The following is a 16,348-nucleotide window of genomic DNA, read 5'->3' as shown; positions in this document are numbered from 1 at the left end:
CCAAACCGGGGGTTTGGGAGCCCTATCTGATAGAGCAACTCAGGCGGTAAGAGTGGCGATGACAAGCAGTGCGAGGTCGTGCAGGCCGTGGGCGGTGCCGGTGGCGAACGTTGAGCAGTGCCTGATCTTCATCCGGGCAGCGCTCCACAGCACGCCGAAGAGCATGGTCACCAGGACCTGGAGCACGTCCTGCCCGCCGGGATAGTGCCACAGCCCAAAGAGCGCCGAGGACAGCAGCACGGCGGCCGCGCCGGAGCGCAGGTTTCGGCGCACTGCGCCCAGGACATAGCCGCGCCAGATGAGCTCCTCGCCAAACCCCACCAGCAGAAAGCTGCGCACGGCCCCGTACAGGAAGGGCAGCAATCCGGTCTGGCCTTCGCCGAACATGTGAAAGCCCAGCGCGGCCAGGGCCAGGGTCACGGCAAGCGTGACGGCCAGGAGCGCAATGGCAGTCAGCAGCTGCCAGCCGGCGTGCCGCGTGGAGAACCCGACGGCCGTGGCGAACCTGATCCCCTCGGTCCGGCCTGCCAGGGCAATGGCAGCGAAGAAAACCACGAACGGGGCAAGGCCCGCGGCGATTTGAACCGGAAGCTGGGCCTGCGCGGTGGCAGCAGCCAGTAGAGGCCAGAGTGCGGCCACCGCAAAGAGGACCAGCACTACTGCAATGAGGGGGAGGAGCGTGCCGCTCCGCTTGGCCACAGGAGGAGCAGGAGACATTCAACCTCCCCTTCCGCAGGAACTCACAAGCCTACGGAAAAGAATCCCGCCGCACTGAAGGGGCAGGGCAGGGTCCAAAGGCCCACCAAACCCCTCAAACCCCCATTTGCTCTATCAGATATGGCTCCCAAACCGGCGGTTTGGGAGCCATATCTGATAGAGCAAGTCAGGCGGTGGGCCCGTTGCGCATCTGCTTGACCAGGTCCAGCACAACGGCCTGCAGGTTTCCGCCGTTTTCCTCAGCCACGCGACGCTGGCGCTGGTAGCCGGCGCCGCGGCGGATGATCTTCTCCACGTCGGCGAGTTCGTCGGAGCAACGCAGCTTGGCGGCCACGGGTTCCAGCCGGTTCAGCGTCTCCAGCAGGTGGTCCGTCACCAGCTGCTCGTGGCCCGCGGCGTCAAGGATGATGATGGCGTCCATACCGTAGCGGGCGGCGCGCCACTTGTTTTCCTGCACGTGCCACGGCGGCATGGTGGGGATGGTGCCGCCGTTGTCCAGGATGGTGGAGAACTCGTCCACCAGGCACTGGGTGAGGGCCGCGATGGCGCCCACTTCCTCCAGCGTGGCCAGGCCGTCGCAGATGCGCATCTCGATGGTTCCCAGTGCTGGAACCGGCCGGATGTCCCACCGGATCTCCGAGATGGTGTCGATGACGCCCGTGGTGAACATGTCCTGGACGTAGGACTCGTACTCTTCCCAGGACTTGAACTGGAAGGGCAGGCCGGCCGTGGGAAGCTGCTGGAACATCAGAGCGCGCTGGGAGGCGTAGCCGGTGTCCTCACCGCCCCAGAACGGGCTGGACGCGGAGAGCGCCTGGAAATGCGGGAAGTAGTTGACCAGGCCATCCAGTACGGGGAGCACCTTGTCCCGGTGGTCCAGCCCCACGTGGACGTGGACGCCGTAAATGACCATCTGGCGGCCCCACCACTGGGTCCGGTCAATGAGTTTGGCGTAGCGCGCCTTGTCCGTCACCGGCTGCAGCTGCGGCGGGCTGAAGGGATGGCTGCCGGCGCAGAACAGCTCCACACCCATGGGGTCGGTGATCTCGCGGACGGCGGCGACGGACCGGCTGAGGTCCTCCTTGGCCTCGGCGGCTGTCTCGCAGATGCCCGTGACCAGTTCCACCGTGTTCAGCAGCAGTTCCTGCTTGATGTGCGGGTGTTCGTCGTCTTCGTTGAGTTCCGGGTGGCGGGAAGCCACGCCGCGGAGCACCTGGTTGGCTACGGACGCGAGCTCGCCCGTCTTTCCGTCCACCAGTGCAAGCTCCCACTCAACACCGAGCGTTGACTGCCTCGATGACGCGAAGTCGATCTTCACACGTTTCCTTACTCTCCGGTTTGCCGCTGGCTGATGCCGCTCACAGACTGCTGCCGGGAGGCGAACGGGTGGTTCAAGTCTAGTGCAGGGGTAGCATCGTATTGATGGCCCCGTTCCTGCTGCGTCACAGTCCCGCCAAATCCTTCCCCCTCCTCCTGGCCCTGTCCGCCCTGGCCCTGGCCTCCTGTTCTCCCTCCCCAAGTGTGGCCCCGCCGTCGTCCTCCGCGCCGCCCACCGTCCCGTCCCCTTCGGCATCGGCAAGTACGACGCCGGCACCTCCTTCGGCTTCTCCGTCACCAGACCCGGGTTCCCGGCCTTTGGGGTGGGGACCGGAGCAGCGGGACCAGGATGCCGCTGTGGCGGCTGTGGCGGCGATGTCGCCTGAACAGAAGGCCGGGCAGGTCCTGCTCCCGTTCTTCAAGGGCAACCAGGTGGAGGCCCACGCCGCGCTCATCCAGCGCCTGCATCTTGCGGGTTCCATCATCATGGGGGACAACGTGCCCCTTGACGGGCAAGGCAACGTCGACGTGGCCGCCATGGGAGCCGTGAACCAGCGGCTGCTGCAGGCTGTTGCGGCCGACGGCCGGCGCTGGCCCGGGATCATCGGCGTGGACCAGGAAGGCGGTGCGGTGGCACGCCTCGGGGCCCCCCTCACCGAGTGGCCCACGCCCATGAGCTACGGCGCCGCCGGAAACCCGGACCTGACGCGCAAAGCCGGCAAAGGCCTCGCGGGTGAGCTGGCGCCGCTGGGCTTCGACCTGGACTTCGCCCCGGACACTGACGTGACCATCGGGCCCAGCGACCCCACCATCGGGTCCCGGTCCATGTCCGCCGATCCGGTGGCAGCGGCAACCCATGGGGTGGCGTTTTCGCAGGGCATGCTGGACGCCGGGGTGCTTCCCAGCGTCAAGCACTTTCCGGGGCACGGATCCGTGACTGCAGACTCGCACCTGAGCCTCCCCGTCCAGCCGGCCGGCATCGATGCGCTCAGGGCCCGGGACTGGAAGCCGTTCCAGGCCGCCGTCGCCGCGGGCCTTCCGATCGTCATGACCGGGCACATCGCCGTGCCTGCGCTGGAACCCGGCGTGCCGTCGTCGCTTTCTGCCCCAAGTTACGCAGCATTGAGGGGGCTGGGCTTCAAGGGTGTGGCCGTCACTGACGCGCTGAACATGGGTGCGGTGGACAACCAGTACCCCGCCGGCGCTGCCGCGGTGAAGGCGCTCACCGCCGGTGCCGACCTGCTGCTGATGCCTGCTGACGTGGCACAGGCCCATGCCGCCATCGTCCAGGCGCTGGCCGCAGGCACCCTTCCCGGCGCCCGGCTGGATGAGGCAGCGCAGCGGGTGGCCACCATGATGATCTGGCATGCCCGGGCCACGCCTGCTCCCGGAACGCCGGGTGCCGGTGCTCCGGCCGGAAGCGCCGCGCCCTTGTCTGCCCAGGTGTCCGCGTCCGCCGTCACGGTGGTGTCCGGCCCCTGTTCCGGACCATTGGTGCCCGGCTCGGTGCGCGTGGCCGGCGGCGGACCGGGGGACCGGGAGCGGTTCGAGGCCGCCGCTGCCCGGGCCGGCCTCGAAGTCGGGGCGGGACCCCTGGTCAACCTGATCGGCTTTGGCGGGAAACCGGTTGGCGGTGACATCGCCGTGGCCCTGGATGCCCCCTGGCCGCTGCAGGGCTCCAGCGCGCCGGTGAAGCTGGCACTCTATGGCCGTACCGACGCCGCTTTCGACGCACTGGCCGCCGTGCTGGCCGGAAAGGCGCCCGCCCCCGGGAAGCTGCCCGCCGCCGTCGGGCCCTTTCCTGCGGGAACCGGCTGCCCCTGACCGGAACACCACCCAGCTGGTGAACGCGGGTTTAATGGTCTGGTGCCCATTCTGAATAAAGACATGACCCTCTGCATCTCGCTCTCGGCCCGGCCCAGCAACAACGGGACCCGGTTCCACAACCACCTGTACGGACAATTGGACCTGAACTGGATTTACAAGGCGTTCGCGCCTACCAACCTGGAGCAGGCCATCGCGGGCGTCCGCGGGCTGGGCATCCGCGGCTGCGCCATCTCCATGCCATACAAGGAAGACGTCATCGCGCTCGCGGACGAGATGGATCCCTCTGCCAAGGCCATCGACTCCGTGAACACCATCGTGAACACGGACGGGCACCTGAAGGCGTACAACACCGACTACACGGCAATTGAGCAGCTGCTGGCCACCAATGCGGTGCCCACCAACTATTCCGTGCTGGTCCAGGGCGCGGGTGGGATGGCGAAGGCCACGGTCGCTGCCTTACGGGACGCCGGCTTCGAGGACGTCACCGTCATCGCCCGGAACGAGGGCGCCGGGCGTGCGCTCGCTGACCAGTACGGCTTCCAGTGGCGGGCAGCGCTCGACGGCGGGACGGCCGACCTGATCATCAACGTCACCCCCATCGGCATGGCGGGAGGGGCGGAAGCGGACAGCCTGGCTTTTCCTGCCGAAGCCATCGAGGCCGCCCGCGTGGTGTTCGACGTGGTGGCGCTGCCTGCCGAAACGCCGCTGATCCGCGCTGCCAGGGCAGCCGGCAAGCCAGTCATTACCGGGGCGGAGGTGGCCACCATCCAGGCGCTGGAGCAGTTCGTCCTGTACACGGGGGTGCGGCCGACGGCAGAGCAGGTGCGGGCCGCCGAGGAGTTCATGCGCGCCCAGTAGCTGCGCGAGGGGCTCCCGGCCTGGCAGTCAGACGGGTTCCACCACGATGGCCACCCGGTCCTCGCCGATGCGGGTCAGGACCAGGGTGGCCGTTTTGCCGCCCTTTTTGGTGTTTTTCCCGCCCGGCAGCAGCTGCTTCCGCAGCTCTTCCGGGGTCACCGCGGTGCCGCGCTTCTTGATGTCCAGCACGGTGATGCCCTCCTGCTTCACCCAGGCCTTCAAGGCCTTGACGTTGTAGGGCATGACCTGGAGGACTTTGTAGGCCTTGGCAAACGGGGTGTCCAGGAGCTCCGGGGCGCAGATGTAGGCGATGTGCTCATCCACCAAATGCCCGCCGAGTTCCAGCGCCACGTCCGCCACCAAACCGGCGCGGATCACGGCACCGTCGGGCTCGTACAGATACCCCTCCACCGGTCCCACCGGCGCCGTCGGGCCTGCGCCGAAGTCCTCGCCGCTGGTCAGTTCGGCCGGCCCCTGGGAACCCAGGACCAGGGCAGCGCGGCGGACGCCGGGCCTGCGTACGGCGTTGAACCACAAGGTCACCTCGGTGACGTCCCCGCCCACCGACACCCACTGCGCCTCGCACCCGGCGGGCACGGATTCGTGCGGCATGCCCGGGCCCATCTTCACGCCCACGGCCTTCCCCCCGGCGGCCAGCGACTCCACGAAGGACAACGGCGGTGAGAACGCCTCGGGGTCCCAAATCCGTTTGGTGCCCGAGGTGGAGGTGACCCGGCGGGCCGGATCCAGCCAGACGCCGTCGATCCCTTCCAGCGGGACCGCCTCCGCGTCGGCGTGGACCACCGTGGCGTTGGGAAACGGGATGAGGTTCACCGTTGCGCATGCCGCGGTGGTTTCATCCATTTCCACCGCGGTGACGTTGATGTCCAGGGAGGCCAGGGCCAGTGAGTCGGCGCCGAGGCCGCAGCCCAGGTCCGCCACGTGGCCGATCCCGGCAGCCGCGAAACGCCGCGCATGGTGGGCGGCGACGTTCAGGCGCGTGGCCTGCTCCAGTCCGGCCTGGGTGAAGAGCATCTGGCGGGCAAACTCGCCGAATTTCGCCGCTGCCCGGGTGCGCAGCCGCGACTGCGTGAGCACGGCGGACACGAGCTCGGGGGAGTGCCCGGCCTTCCGGAGGGCCGAATTGAGCTCGAACGAATCCTCGTCCCGGTAGGGGCCCAGCGATGCCAGCAACTCCCAGCCTTCGGGGGTCAGCAGCGGTGCGATCTGGTCCTGTGCGATCTGGTCCTGGGGAGCGTGAGCCATGGGTTCCAGCCTAGTGGAGGAGCGCGTGGCCGGGATGCGGATACTGTTGAAACCATGGATGAGAGCGCAGCCCCCGGGGAGACCGCGGACCACGGGCCCAGGCACACCGGACCCGCCAGGTTTGCCCGTCCCGTCCTGATCGCCGCTGCCGTGGTGGCCGTGGTCTGCATCGCCCTGCTGGTGATCATCTTCCTGCTGGACACCTTCAACGCCACCGTCTATTCCGTGGGCGGCAACGACATCCAGGACAACACCCAGGAGGCCAAGGACATCCGCGGGCTGTACGACGGCGCCCGGGCAGGAAGCATCGTCTTCCTCGTCATTGCGCTGCTCGCCGCAGCGGTGTCCGGGTGGGTCCTCTACCGGGGACGGAAGCAGGGCGGCGGCGATTCCGACGGCGGCGAGGACGTGGACTTTGACGACCTCGGCCGGTAGGTGGGCTGCGGCTTCCACCCCGCCGCCCGGCGTCGTCCGATCCCAGAAGGCGTACGCCCATGACGAAACGTTGGCACTCACCTTGACCGAGTGCTAACTCATACATAGAGTCTTCATTAGCACTCTCCCTAGGCGGGTGCTAACACATGAAGAGCTGCCAGCCAGGCTGCTGCCGGCACCGCGACGACGGTTTGCCAGCTACGGCGGAAAGCTTTCCAGTCCACGAATTTGCTGACGAAAAGGAGAGGTCCGAGTGTCGGTCTCTATTAAGCCTCTTGAGGATCGTATTGTTGTCCGCCCGCTCGAAGCCGAGCAGACCACGGCTTCCGGCCTGGTCATCCCGGACTCCGCACAGGAGAAGCCGCAGGAAGGCGAAGTTGTCGCAGTAGGCCCCGGCCGCTTCGAAGACGGCAACCGCGTCCCCGTTGACGTAGCAGTTGGCGACGTCGTCATCTACTCCAAGTACGGCGGAACCGAAGTCAAGACCGGCGGCACGGAGTACCTTGTGCTCTCCGCCCGCGACGTCCTGGCGATCGTCGTAAAGTAACTCTTCCGGATCCCCGTGCCGCCGGCCATGCTCATGCTGGCCGGCAGTGCGGGGTTCTGTCTTTGAAAGGACAAAACCATGGCAAAGCAGCTTGCGTTTAATGACGCTGCCCGCCGGTCTCTTGAGGCCGGCATCGATAAGCTCGCGAACACCGTCAAGGTGACGCTCGGCCCCCGCGGCCGCAACGTCGTCCTGGACAAGAAGTGGGGCGCCCCCACCATCACGAACGACGGCGTCACCATCGCCCGCGAAGTGGAACTGGACGATCCCTACGAGAACCTTGGCGCCCAGCTGGCCAAGGAAGTAGCTACCAAGACCAACGACGTTGCCGGCGACGGCACCACCACCGCCACCGTCCTGGCCCAGGCACTGGTCAAGGAAGGCCTGCGCAACGTTGCCGCCGGCGCTGCCCCCGGCCAGATCAAGCGCGGCATCGAAGTTGCGGTTGAAGCCGTGGCTGCCCGCCTGCTCGAGAACGCCCGGCCGGTTGAAGGCACCCAGGTGGCAAACGTTGCCGCCATCTCCGCCCAGAGCGACGAAATCGGCGAGCTCCTCGCCGAGGCCTTCGGCAAGGTGGGCAAGGATGGCGTCATCACCATCGAAGAGTCGTCCACCACCCAGACGGAACTGGTCCTCACCGAGGGCATGCAGTTCGACAAGGGTTACCTGTCCCCGTACTTCGTCACCGACGCGGAGCGCCAGGAAGCTGTCCTCGAGGACGCCCTCATCCTGATCAACCAGGGCAAGATCTCCTCCATCCAGGAGTTCCTGCCGCTGCTCGAAAAGGCGCTGCAGGCCTCCAAGCCGCTGTTCATCATTGCCGAGGACGTTGAGGGCGAGGCCCTGTCCACGCTGATCGTCAACCGCATCCGCGGCACCCTGAACGTCGTTGCCGTCAAGGCTCCGGGCTTCGGTGACCGACGCAAGGCCATGCTGCAGGACATCGCCACCCTCACCGGTGCGCAGGTTGTCTCACCGGAGCTGGGCCTGAGCCTGGACTCCGTTGGCCTGGAGGTGCTGGGTACCGCCCGCCGCATCACCGTCACCAAGGACAACACCACCATCGTGGACGGCGCCGGTTCGGCTGAGGACGTGTCAGCACGCGTTGCCCAGCTGCGCGCCGAGCTGACCCGCACCGACTCCGACTGGGACCGCGAAAAGCTCCAGGAGCGCCTGGCCAAGCTGGCCGGCGGCATCGGCGTCATCAAGGTCGGTGCTGCCACCGAGGTTGAGCTGAAGGAAAAGAAGCACCGCATCGAGGACGCCGTGTCCTCCACCCGCGCTGCCCTCGAAGAAGGCATCGTGGCAGGCGGCGGTTCCGCCCTGGTCCACGCCCTCAAGGCACTGGATGAGGACGCTTCGGTCAAGGCCCTCGAAGGCGACGCCGCAGCAGCTGTCGGCATCGTCCGCCGGGCACTGGTTCAGCCGCTGCGCTGGATCGCCCAGAACGCCGGCTTCGACGGCTACGTGGTGGCTGCCAAGGTTGCCGACGCCGAGGTCAACAACGGCTTCAACGCCAAGTCCGGCGAGTACGAGGACCTGATCGGCGCGGGCGTCATCGACCCCGTCAAGGTCACCCGTGCAGCCCTCCGCAACGCGGCCTCCATCGCTGCCCTGGTTCTCACCACCGAGACCCTGGTCGTGGAGAAGCCGGCCGAAGAGGACGAGCACGCAGGCCACAGCCACTAGCGGCTGCACCCTCGCGGCTTTCCGCTCGAAAAAGGCTGGTCCGGCATCTGCCGGACCAGCCTTTTTCATGTCCCCTGAACGAGGCCCCCTTAACCCGCCGCCATGTCCCGCGTCTCTACGCCGCCTACAGGCTCATAGACCAAAGACACAGCGCCTTTGGGGAAGCTGCGCGCCGGCTCGGCCAGGCTGAAAGTGGTGGGTACGGCACCGTCGTCGAAGAGGCGCTTGCCTTGTCCGAGCGCGACGGGATAAAGCCACAGGTGAAGACGGTCCAGCACGCCTGCCGACAGGAGGGACCGGATGAGGAACCCGCTGCCGAACATGTGCACCTGCCCGTAGTCCTCCCGGAGGCTGCCGGCCGCGGCGGCATCCGGCAGCACTGTGGTCCCTGCCCAGCTGGGATCGTGCAGGGAGCCGGACACGACGAACTTGGGCACCCGGTTAATTGCGTCCGCGATGTCGCCGGACTGGTGAGGCCAGTACGACGAAAAGATGTCATAGGTTGCCCGCCCCAGGAGCAAGGCGTCCATGCGTCCGATCTCGGCAGCGATGGCGGCGCCCGCTTCGTCGTCGGACACCGGCGCCTGCCAGCCGCCGAATTCGAAGCCGCCTTCGCTGTCTTCCTCGCGGCCGCCGGGCGCCTGGTACACGCCATCGAGGGTGATGAACAGGTTCGCGACAATGATCCCCACGGGCCCATTGTGGAGCAGCGCCGGGAGGCTGTCCAGAGCCGTGGCAGGATGGTCCCATGTTGCTCCTTGAGCTTGTGGAAACCAGCGCGTCCGTTGCGTCGACCCGCTCCCGGCTGGCGAAGGTGGACGCCTTGGCCGGCCTGCTGCGCCGCCTTGAGCCAGTGGAGATCCCGACGGCGGTGGGCCTGCTCAGTGCCAAACCGCGCCAGGGCCGCGTGGGCGTGGGATGGAGTGCGGTGGCAGCGGCAAAGGAGGAGCCGGCCGACGAGCCGAGCCTGACGGTGGCCGACTTTGATGCGGCGCTGGACGGCCTGCTCGCTGCGGCGGGTACGGGGTCGGCGGCGGGGCGGACAGCAATCCTGCGGAAACTGTTGTCGGCGGCCACCGGGCCGGAACAGTCGTTCATCACCGGAGTCCTGCTCGGCGAGCTGCGCACCGGTGCGCTGGAAGGAGTCCTGACTGATGCCGTGGCCCGCGCTGCCGGGAAGCCCGTGGAAGCCGTCCGGCGTGCCGCCATGCTCTCCGGAGACCTCGGCGAAACAGCCCTCCTGGCCATCACTGGCACCCAGGCCGAGCTTGACGCCGTCGGACTGGTGGTGGGCCGCCCCGTGCTGCCCATGCTCGCTTCCACCGCAGCCAGTCCCAGTGCAGCACTGGAAACCACGGGGGAGGCCTCCGTGGAATACAAGCTCGACGGCGCGCGCATCCAGGTCCACCGCGCGGACGACCGCGTCAGCATTTACACCCGCAACCTGGCCGACGTCACCCACCGGCTGCCCGAAGTGGTGGAAGTGGTCCGTGGCCTGCCGCTGCGGCACGTAATCCTGGACGGCGAGACCCTGGCCCTCGATGAGGAAGGCGGCCCGCGGCCCTTCCAGGAAACTATGGCACGGTTTGGCGCGGATGCAGTGCGCGAAACCCTCCTGCATCCCTGGTTCTTCGATGTGCTGCACATCGATGGGAGGGACCTGCTGGACGAGCCGTTGGCCGACCGCATCGAGGTGCTTGAGCGCATCGCCCCTGCACACCGGATCCCGGGGGAGGTAACGGCTGACCCGGCGGTTGCGGAACGTGTCTCACAGGACGCGCTTGCCGCCGGCCACGAGGGTGTTGTGGTGAAGGCGATCGGGTCCGCCTACGCGGCAGGCCGGTGTGGATCCAACTGGGTGAAAGTGAAGCCGGTCCTGACCTATGACCTGGTGGTGCTGGCCTGCGAATGGGGGTCCGGCAGGCGCACTGGGATGCTGTCCAACCTGCACTTGGGGGCCCTGGACCCTGCTGGAGAGTTCGGTGAACCCGGCGGTTACGTCATGGTGGGCAAGACTTTCAAAGGCCTTACCGATGAACTGCTGCGCTGGCAGACCGAAAGGTTCCAGGAGCTTGAGGTGCGGCGCACTGCCGGGACGGTCTGGGTGGAGCCTGTCACCGTCGTCGAAATTGCCATTGACGGCGTGCAGCAGTCGCCGCGCTACCCCGGTGGAATCGCGCTCCGTTTCGCGCGCGTCAAGCGCTACCGCGATGACAAGGTTCCGGCCGAAGCGGACACCATCCAGACCCTGCGGGGCCTGCTGCGCCCATAGGGGAGAGCTCGGCGGCTAGCGGCGCGCTCCGCTTCGCTGGCGCTGCAGCCTCCGCGCCGCCCCATCCGGCAGGCGCCTGGCGACCACCCGGTAAAAGAGCAGAACTGCCAAGGCTGCCACCACGATGCCCACGAGGTTGAGCAGCAGCTGCAGGGCAGAGCCCGCCGCCTTTTGGTATTCGCCCAACACCAAAGCCACCGCTACATACCCGGCCGCCGGCACGGTGGTCACGGAGATGAAGACGCCGATCAGCGCGGCGGAACGCCGGCCGATGATGGACAGCATGCCCGCGATCCCGGCCAGCACCGCGACAATCAGTGAATACGGCCCGGGGTGGTAGATGAATTCGACGGCCGACCCCTTGTCCAGGGCATCGCGCGGGAACAGCCCCAGCGGCACCGAAAGCCACGCAGTGAGTGCTGCCAGCAGCATGGCAACGGGGAACCCGACACCCAACGCGACGGCGGCGCGCCGGCCAAGCTTCCACTGCCGGGTGGCCAGCGACACGGCCAGGGCGGCCAGCGGCCCGAACTCGGGGCCCACCGCCATGGCGCCGACAATGGCAATCGGGGAATCGGTCACAATTCCAATTCCTGCGAGCTGTGTGGCCAGGACCAGGAAAGCGAGGAAGTTCCACGTCAGCCTGGAATCCTCCCCGGTTTGCCGGGTCACATCGTCCCAGATCACCGCGTCCGCGCCGTCCCCCGGGGCGGACCGCTCTGCCTGGTCCGCCTTTCTCGAGAGGACGAATTCCGGCGTCGACATGGCAATCGAGCCCGCCTCCTGGATCTTCAGGATGTCCAGCTTTTCGAGCAGTTCCTCCACGGACTCCCGGGCGATGAAAACCTCGATCACGTCGCCCGGAGGCACCACGGCCGCCCCCTTGGCCACCATGACTTCTGCCACACCCCGCTGGTCGCGGCAGGTCTGTACCGTTACCTCGGACAGCTCCCCGGGCACACAGATCCGCAATTGGACAACCATGCCCGCTCCCTTCGCCGGTTGTGGCCAGCATAGTCCGGACGGCCGCGTTGATTAGCTGTTAAAGACGGCGTTGGCTAGGCTTGCTGCTTTGGCTGGCGGGATTTTGAGAGGTTCTTGTGTCGATAACGGAAACCCCGAAGGCACCGGAACCCAGGCCCAGTGTCGCCACAAAACAGCGGAAGCCGTCTTTCCGGCCGGAGATCCAGGGCCTGCGGTCACTGGCTGTCCTCATGGTGGTGACTTACCACGTCTGGTTCGGGCGCGTCTCCGGTGGGGTGGATGTCTTCCTCTTTATTTCCGCCTTCCTGATGACGCTCCAATTCCTTGGACGCCATGACCGGAAGCAGCCCTTCGCCCTCGCAAAACACTGGCTCCACCTGTTCCGGCGGCTCCTCCCGGCAGCTGTCACCGTTATCGTGGCAACCCTGGCCGTGTCCGCCCTGGTCCTTCCACCCACCCGGTGGCTGGACCTCATCGCGCAAGGCTGGGCCTCCCTGTCCTATTCGGAGAACCGCCTGCTGCAGCAGCAGGCGGTAGATTACTACGCCAACGACCACAGCCTGGCCAGCCCCTTCCAGCACTTTTGGTCGCTGTCCATCCAGGGACAGGTCTTCATCCTGTGGCCCCTGATCTTCGCGCTGGCCGGCTGGACGGCACGGCGCTACCGGTTGTCCTACCGCCCCCTGCTTGCCTACATCTTCTTCGCCATCTTCCTCGGTTCGCTGGGCTACTCCATCATCTTCACCGCCATCAACCAGGTGCAGGCTTACTTCGATACCGGCGCCCGGCTGTGGGAATTCGCCTTGGGCACGCTCGTGGCCTTGATCCTCCCCGGCCTGCGCTTCCGGCGCCGGACCCGCGTCATCATGGGCTGGGTGGGGGTTCTGGCCATGCTGGCGTGCGGCATTGTCCTGGACGTGCAGGGGGCTTTCCCCGGTATTGCCGCGCTGTGGCCCACCGTCGCCGCGGCCATGGTCATCGTCGCGGGCCAGACGGAGAGCGCCGCAGGGATAGACCGCTTCCTCTCTGCTAAGCCGCTGGTCAAGCTCGGCGACATCTCCTACGCCCTGTACCTGTGGCACTGGCCGCTCCTGGTCCTCGCTCTCGCCTGGAGCGGCAAGGACCACGCCGGCTGGCTCTCCGGTTCCGTCATCATCCTGGTGGCCCTGGCGCTCGCCTACCTGACCACGCGCTGCATCGAAAAGCCCTGGCGTGAATGGAAATGGCCGGAAGTCCGGAAGCGCAGGGCCGCCCTTGCCATCATGCTGGCCGTGGCTGTGGCGGCGGTGCCCCTGTCCGGCTGGAGTTTCCAGCTTGAGTTGGAACGCCGTGCGGTGGAAGCGCAAAAGATCGCCAACAACCCCGGGTCCCGCGTCCTTGACCCCGCTTACACGGCCGCAACGCCGGCCCCGGATGCTTCCCTCCTCCCGTTGGCCGCGGACCTCACCAAGAACTGGGTATCCCTGGATGGGCCGTGCACGGAGGAGATCGCCCCGGACAGCCGTCTGTTGAAGGGATCGTGTTTCGAACAGCGTCCGTCCGGTGAGCCTTCCAAGCGTGTCCTGGTGCTCGGTGACAGCCATGCGCAGCAGTGGACCGGTGCCGTCAAACCGCTGGCAGCCCAAAAGAACTGGCTGCTGTATTCCATCCTCAAGGGTGCCTGCAAGGCCACGCCGGCCGGGCTCGGAGGAAGCGAGGACTGCGACGCCTTCAACGCGGACGTGCAGAAGGAAATCACCCGGCAAAAGCCTGATGCCATCATCGTGGTGGGGACTGCGGCGGCGCCCTCGACTCCTGCCGAGGCCCTGACACCGGGGTTCGAGGAGATGGTCTCCGGGTGGCTGGACCAGGGGATCCAGGTAGCTGCCGTCCGGGACAATCCCCGTTTTTCCTTCAACATGGCTGAATGCGTGGTTCGGGAAGGTGCCGAGGCCCAGGGCTGCCGCCCGGCGATCGGGGACAATTTTCCGGCGGCCAGTCCCTTCGACACCCTGGACATGGCGCGTCTGCCCGGCTTGTCCCTGGTGGACCTGACAGACAGGATCTGCACGCCGACGGAGTGCCCTGCTGTGGTGGGCAACGTGTATGTGTATCTGGACGACAACCACCTGAGCGCGGAATACGCGGAAAGCATGGCGGACGAGTTTGCCAAGCGGCTGCAGACGGCGGCGGGATGGGCGGTCTGATGCCGCGGAGGCCGCAGGCAGCACCAGACACCAAAGCCACGTCAGCAGGCCCCGCGCCTTCGAAGCCCCGGAAGCCCTCCTTCCGCCCCGAGGTCCAGGGCCTGCGCGCCCTGGCTGTCCTGATGGTGGTGGCCTACCACGTCTGGCTGGGCCGCGTGTCCGGCGGTGTGGACATTTTCCTGTTGATTTCTGCATTCCTGCTCACCCTCTCCTTCGTCCGCAAGGCGGAGTCAGGCAAGCCCTTCCAGCTCCTGGCGCACTGGCTGCACCTGTTCAAGCGCCTGTTGCCCGCCGTCGTCGTGGTGATCCTGGGGGTGCTGGCCGGAACCTGGCTGATCCTGCCGCAGGGGCGGTGGCCGGAGGTGCTCGACCAGGCGTGGGCGTCCCTGCTTTACCGGCAGAACTGGCTGCTGGCGGATGCCGCCGTGGACTACTACGCGCAGGACCATGCGGGCGCCAGCCCACTGCAGCACTTCTGGTCGCTGTCCATCCAGGGGCAGGTCTTCATCCTGTGGCCACTGATCTTCGCTGCCACGGCGATTGCGCTGTCCCGGCTGCGCCGGATACCCCGCCTGGGCCGACTGACTTACCGCGGGCTGCTCGCCGTCGTGTTTGGGACGGTGTTCGTGCTGTCCCTGGCCTATTCCGTGGAACAGACCGCCACCAGCCAGGCCTACGCCTACTTCGACACGCGCGCCCGGCTTTGGGAGTTTGCGCTGGGGTCATTGCTGGCCCTGGTGCTGCCCTACCTGAAGCCCGGCCGCAGGCTCCGGGTGGTGCTGGGCTGGGCCGGACTGGCAGGCATGGTTTCGTGCGGGCTGGTCCTGACCGTTGACCGTTCCTTCCCCGGGTATGCGGCACTGTGGCCAACGTTGTCGGCGGCCGCCATCATCGTGGCGGCGCAGACCGGCAGCCGGTTCGGGGTGGGCCGCCTCCTCAGCAGCCGGCCCGCCGTCGCCCTGGGCGATAATTCCTACGCCCTGTACCTGTGGCACTGGCCCCTCCTGGTGCTGGCCCTTGCGGCTACCGGGGTGGAAGCGCCCAACCTCAAACAGGGCCTTGGCATCGTCGCTGCCTCCATCGTGCTCGCCGTCCTGACCACGCGCTTTGTCGAAAAGCCCTTGCGCGACTGGCACTGGCCCAAGCTGCGCGCCTGGCGCACCGCCGTCGTCATTGTTGCCTGTGGTGCCGTGCTGGCGGGGCCCGTCGCCGTCTGGCAGACATCGCTCACTGCGGAGGAAAGCGCGACGGCGGCACAACCGAGGGAGCTGACGCCAGGGGCGCTGGCACTCACCCCGGAGAACGAAAACACTCCCGCCCCCAGGGCCCGGACCATCCCCGGGCCCACCGCGCTGGACAACGACTGGGCCGGCATCGACTCGCCCTGCACTGGCGCCAATGCCACCAGCGACCCGATATTGGAGGGCTGCCGGCAGGAGCTGCCGGAGGAACCTTCCTCCAAGCGCATCGTGGTGCTGGGCGACTCCCATGCCCAGCAGTACCTCGCCGCGCTGGCCCCGGTTGCTGCTGCCCGCGGCTGGGAACTGGTGACACTGCTGATGCCGGCCTGCCGGTTCGGCGCCGACTCGGAAACGCGTAGCGCACAGTGCAACGCCTACAACCGCGCCAGTTCCGCCTACGTCCTGGAGCACAGGCCCGATGCTGTGTTCACGGTGGCTTCGCTGACCCACGAGGAGGCTCCCTTCGAAACCGAGGTGCCGGGATACCTCGAAGGCGTGCAGCCATTTGCCCATGCGGGTATCGAGGTGGTGGGAATCCGGGACAACCCCCGGTTCACGTTCAATATGCCGCAGTGCGCCCAGCGTCACGGTGCCGCTGCGCCGGCCTGCAACCCGGCGCTCGCCGAGTCCCTGGTGGAGCCGTCCCCCCTCGAGAACTACCGCGGCAAGCTGCCCGGGCTGCACCTGATGGACATGAGCGACTTCATTTGCGCCCGCGGGGTCTGCCCGGCGGTGGTGGGAAACGTCTACGTCTACAAGGATGACAACCACCTGACCCGGACCTATGTGGAGACCATGATCCCCATGTTCGAGCAGCGCCTGCTCGCCGCCTCCGGCTGGAACTGACCCACTCCTTGGGCTTGGCCTGAGCGGCGAGCGGGTGGGGGGCCGTGCGGTTGCTCACATTGGCCGCGCGGAATAGGGGGATCGGCGCCGAGGTTCTAATATTTACTCAACACTTTCTGCCCCCGGAATGCCGTGCTGCACGGTGCTCCCGCAGGATCGTCTG

At 67.1% G+C, this 16,348-nt stretch carries 13 protein-coding genes; 8 read left to right on the top strand and 5 right to left on the bottom strand.

Annotation, left to right across the window (positions count from 1 at the left end; genetic code table 11):
* Positions 1–39: 39 nt before the first annotated feature.
* Both LFT46_RS14085 and LFT46_RS14080 read right to left on the bottom strand, forming a co-directional pair.
* Positions 40–717 (bottom strand): CPBP family intramembrane glutamic endopeptidase, encoded by a 678-nt coding sequence (locus tag LFT46_RS14085; RefSeq protein ID WP_236799052.1) that lies wholly within the window; start codon positions 715–717, stop codon positions 40–42.
* 166 nt (positions 718–883) lie between these two features.
* Complete coding sequence (locus tag LFT46_RS14080; protein WP_236820153.1) at positions 884–2,035, bottom strand: glutamate--cysteine ligase; 1,152 nt, start codon at positions 2,033–2,035, stop codon at positions 884–886.
* Between the two features lie 374 nt (positions 2,036–2,409).
* Here LFT46_RS14080 and LFT46_RS14075 point away from each other — a divergent pair, with 374 nt between their 5' ends.
* Both LFT46_RS14075 and LFT46_RS14070 read left to right on the top strand, forming a co-directional pair.
* The gene (locus LFT46_RS14075) at positions 2,410–3,858 is read left to right on the top strand and encodes a glycoside hydrolase family 3 protein (protein WP_236822048.1); all 1,449 of its coding nucleotides are present in this window, start codon (positions 2,410–2,412) and stop codon (positions 3,856–3,858) included.
* Between the two features lie 63 nt (positions 3,859–3,921).
* Positions 3,922–4,719, top strand: coding sequence for a shikimate 5-dehydrogenase (locus LFT46_RS14070; RefSeq protein ID WP_236822047.1), 798 nt, complete (start codon positions 3,922–3,924; stop codon positions 4,717–4,719).
* A 27-nt stretch (positions 4,720–4,746) separates the two neighbouring features.
* Here LFT46_RS14070 and LFT46_RS14065 read toward each other — a convergent pair whose 3' ends face one another.
* On the bottom strand, positions 4,747–5,985 hold the full coding sequence (locus tag LFT46_RS14065) for a class I SAM-dependent methyltransferase (protein ID WP_236820152.1): 1,239 nt from the start codon (positions 5,983–5,985) through the stop codon (positions 4,747–4,749).
* Between the two features lie 54 nt (positions 5,986–6,039).
* Here LFT46_RS14065 and LFT46_RS14060 point away from each other — a divergent pair, with 54 nt between their 5' ends.
* The 3 genes from LFT46_RS14060 to groL all read left to right on the top strand — a co-directional run bounded on the left by LFT46_RS14060 (position 6,040) and on the right by groL (position 8,656).
* Positions 6,040–6,420: a hypothetical protein gene (locus LFT46_RS14060; RefSeq protein WP_236820151.1), complete on the top strand. Its 381-nt coding sequence runs from the start codon at positions 6,040–6,042 to the stop codon at positions 6,418–6,420.
* A 253-nt stretch (positions 6,421–6,673) separates the two neighbouring features.
* The gene (groES, locus tag LFT46_RS14055) at positions 6,674–6,967 is read left to right on the top strand and encodes a co-chaperone GroES (protein ID WP_003805290.1); all 294 of its coding nucleotides are present in this window, start codon (positions 6,674–6,676) and stop codon (positions 6,965–6,967) included.
* Positions 6,968–7,045: 78 nt separating this feature from the next.
* Positions 7,046–8,656: a chaperonin GroEL gene (gene groL / locus LFT46_RS14050; RefSeq protein WP_236799047.1), complete on the top strand. Its 1,611-nt coding sequence runs from the start codon at positions 7,046–7,048 to the stop codon at positions 8,654–8,656.
* Between the two features lie 89 nt (positions 8,657–8,745).
* On the opposite strand, the gene LFT46_RS14045 is transcribed toward groL, so the two are convergent.
* Entirely contained in the window at positions 8,746–9,348 is a 603-nt protein-coding gene (locus tag LFT46_RS14045; protein WP_236820150.1) for a dihydrofolate reductase family protein, read from the bottom strand.
* 56 nt (positions 9,349–9,404) lie between these two features.
* On the opposite strand from LFT46_RS14045, the gene LFT46_RS14040 reads away from it, so the two are divergent.
* Positions 9,405–10,928, top strand: coding sequence for an ATP-dependent DNA ligase (locus LFT46_RS14040; RefSeq protein WP_236820149.1), 1,524 nt, complete (start codon positions 9,405–9,407; stop codon positions 10,926–10,928).
* A 15-nt stretch (positions 10,929–10,943) separates the two neighbouring features.
* On the opposite strand, the gene LFT46_RS14035 is transcribed toward LFT46_RS14040, so the two are convergent.
* A complete protein-coding gene (locus LFT46_RS14035; RefSeq protein WP_236799044.1) occupies positions 10,944–11,912 on the bottom strand; it encodes a DUF389 domain-containing protein in 969 nt (322 codons plus the stop codon).
* Positions 11,913–12,028: 116 nt separating this feature from the next.
* Here LFT46_RS14035 and LFT46_RS14030 point away from each other — a divergent pair, with 116 nt between their 5' ends.
* On the top strand, positions 12,029–14,098 hold the full coding sequence (locus LFT46_RS14030; protein WP_236820148.1) for an acyltransferase family protein: 2,070 nt from the start codon (positions 12,029–12,031) through the stop codon (positions 14,096–14,098).
* Entirely contained in the window at positions 14,098–16,185 is a 2,088-nt protein-coding gene (locus tag LFT46_RS14025; protein ID WP_236820147.1) for an acyltransferase family protein, read from the top strand. Before LFT46_RS14030 ends, LFT46_RS14025 begins: the two co-directional genes overlap by 1 nt.
* The last annotated feature ends 163 nt before the right edge of the window (positions 16,186–16,348 follow it).

Origin of the sequence: Arthrobacter sp. FW306-07-I, from assembly GCF_021800405.1 — a bacterium.
Taxonomy (GTDB): Bacteria; Actinomycetota; Actinomycetes; order Actinomycetales; family Micrococcaceae; genus Arthrobacter.
This window is presented reverse-complemented; position numbering and strand designations above follow the sequence as displayed.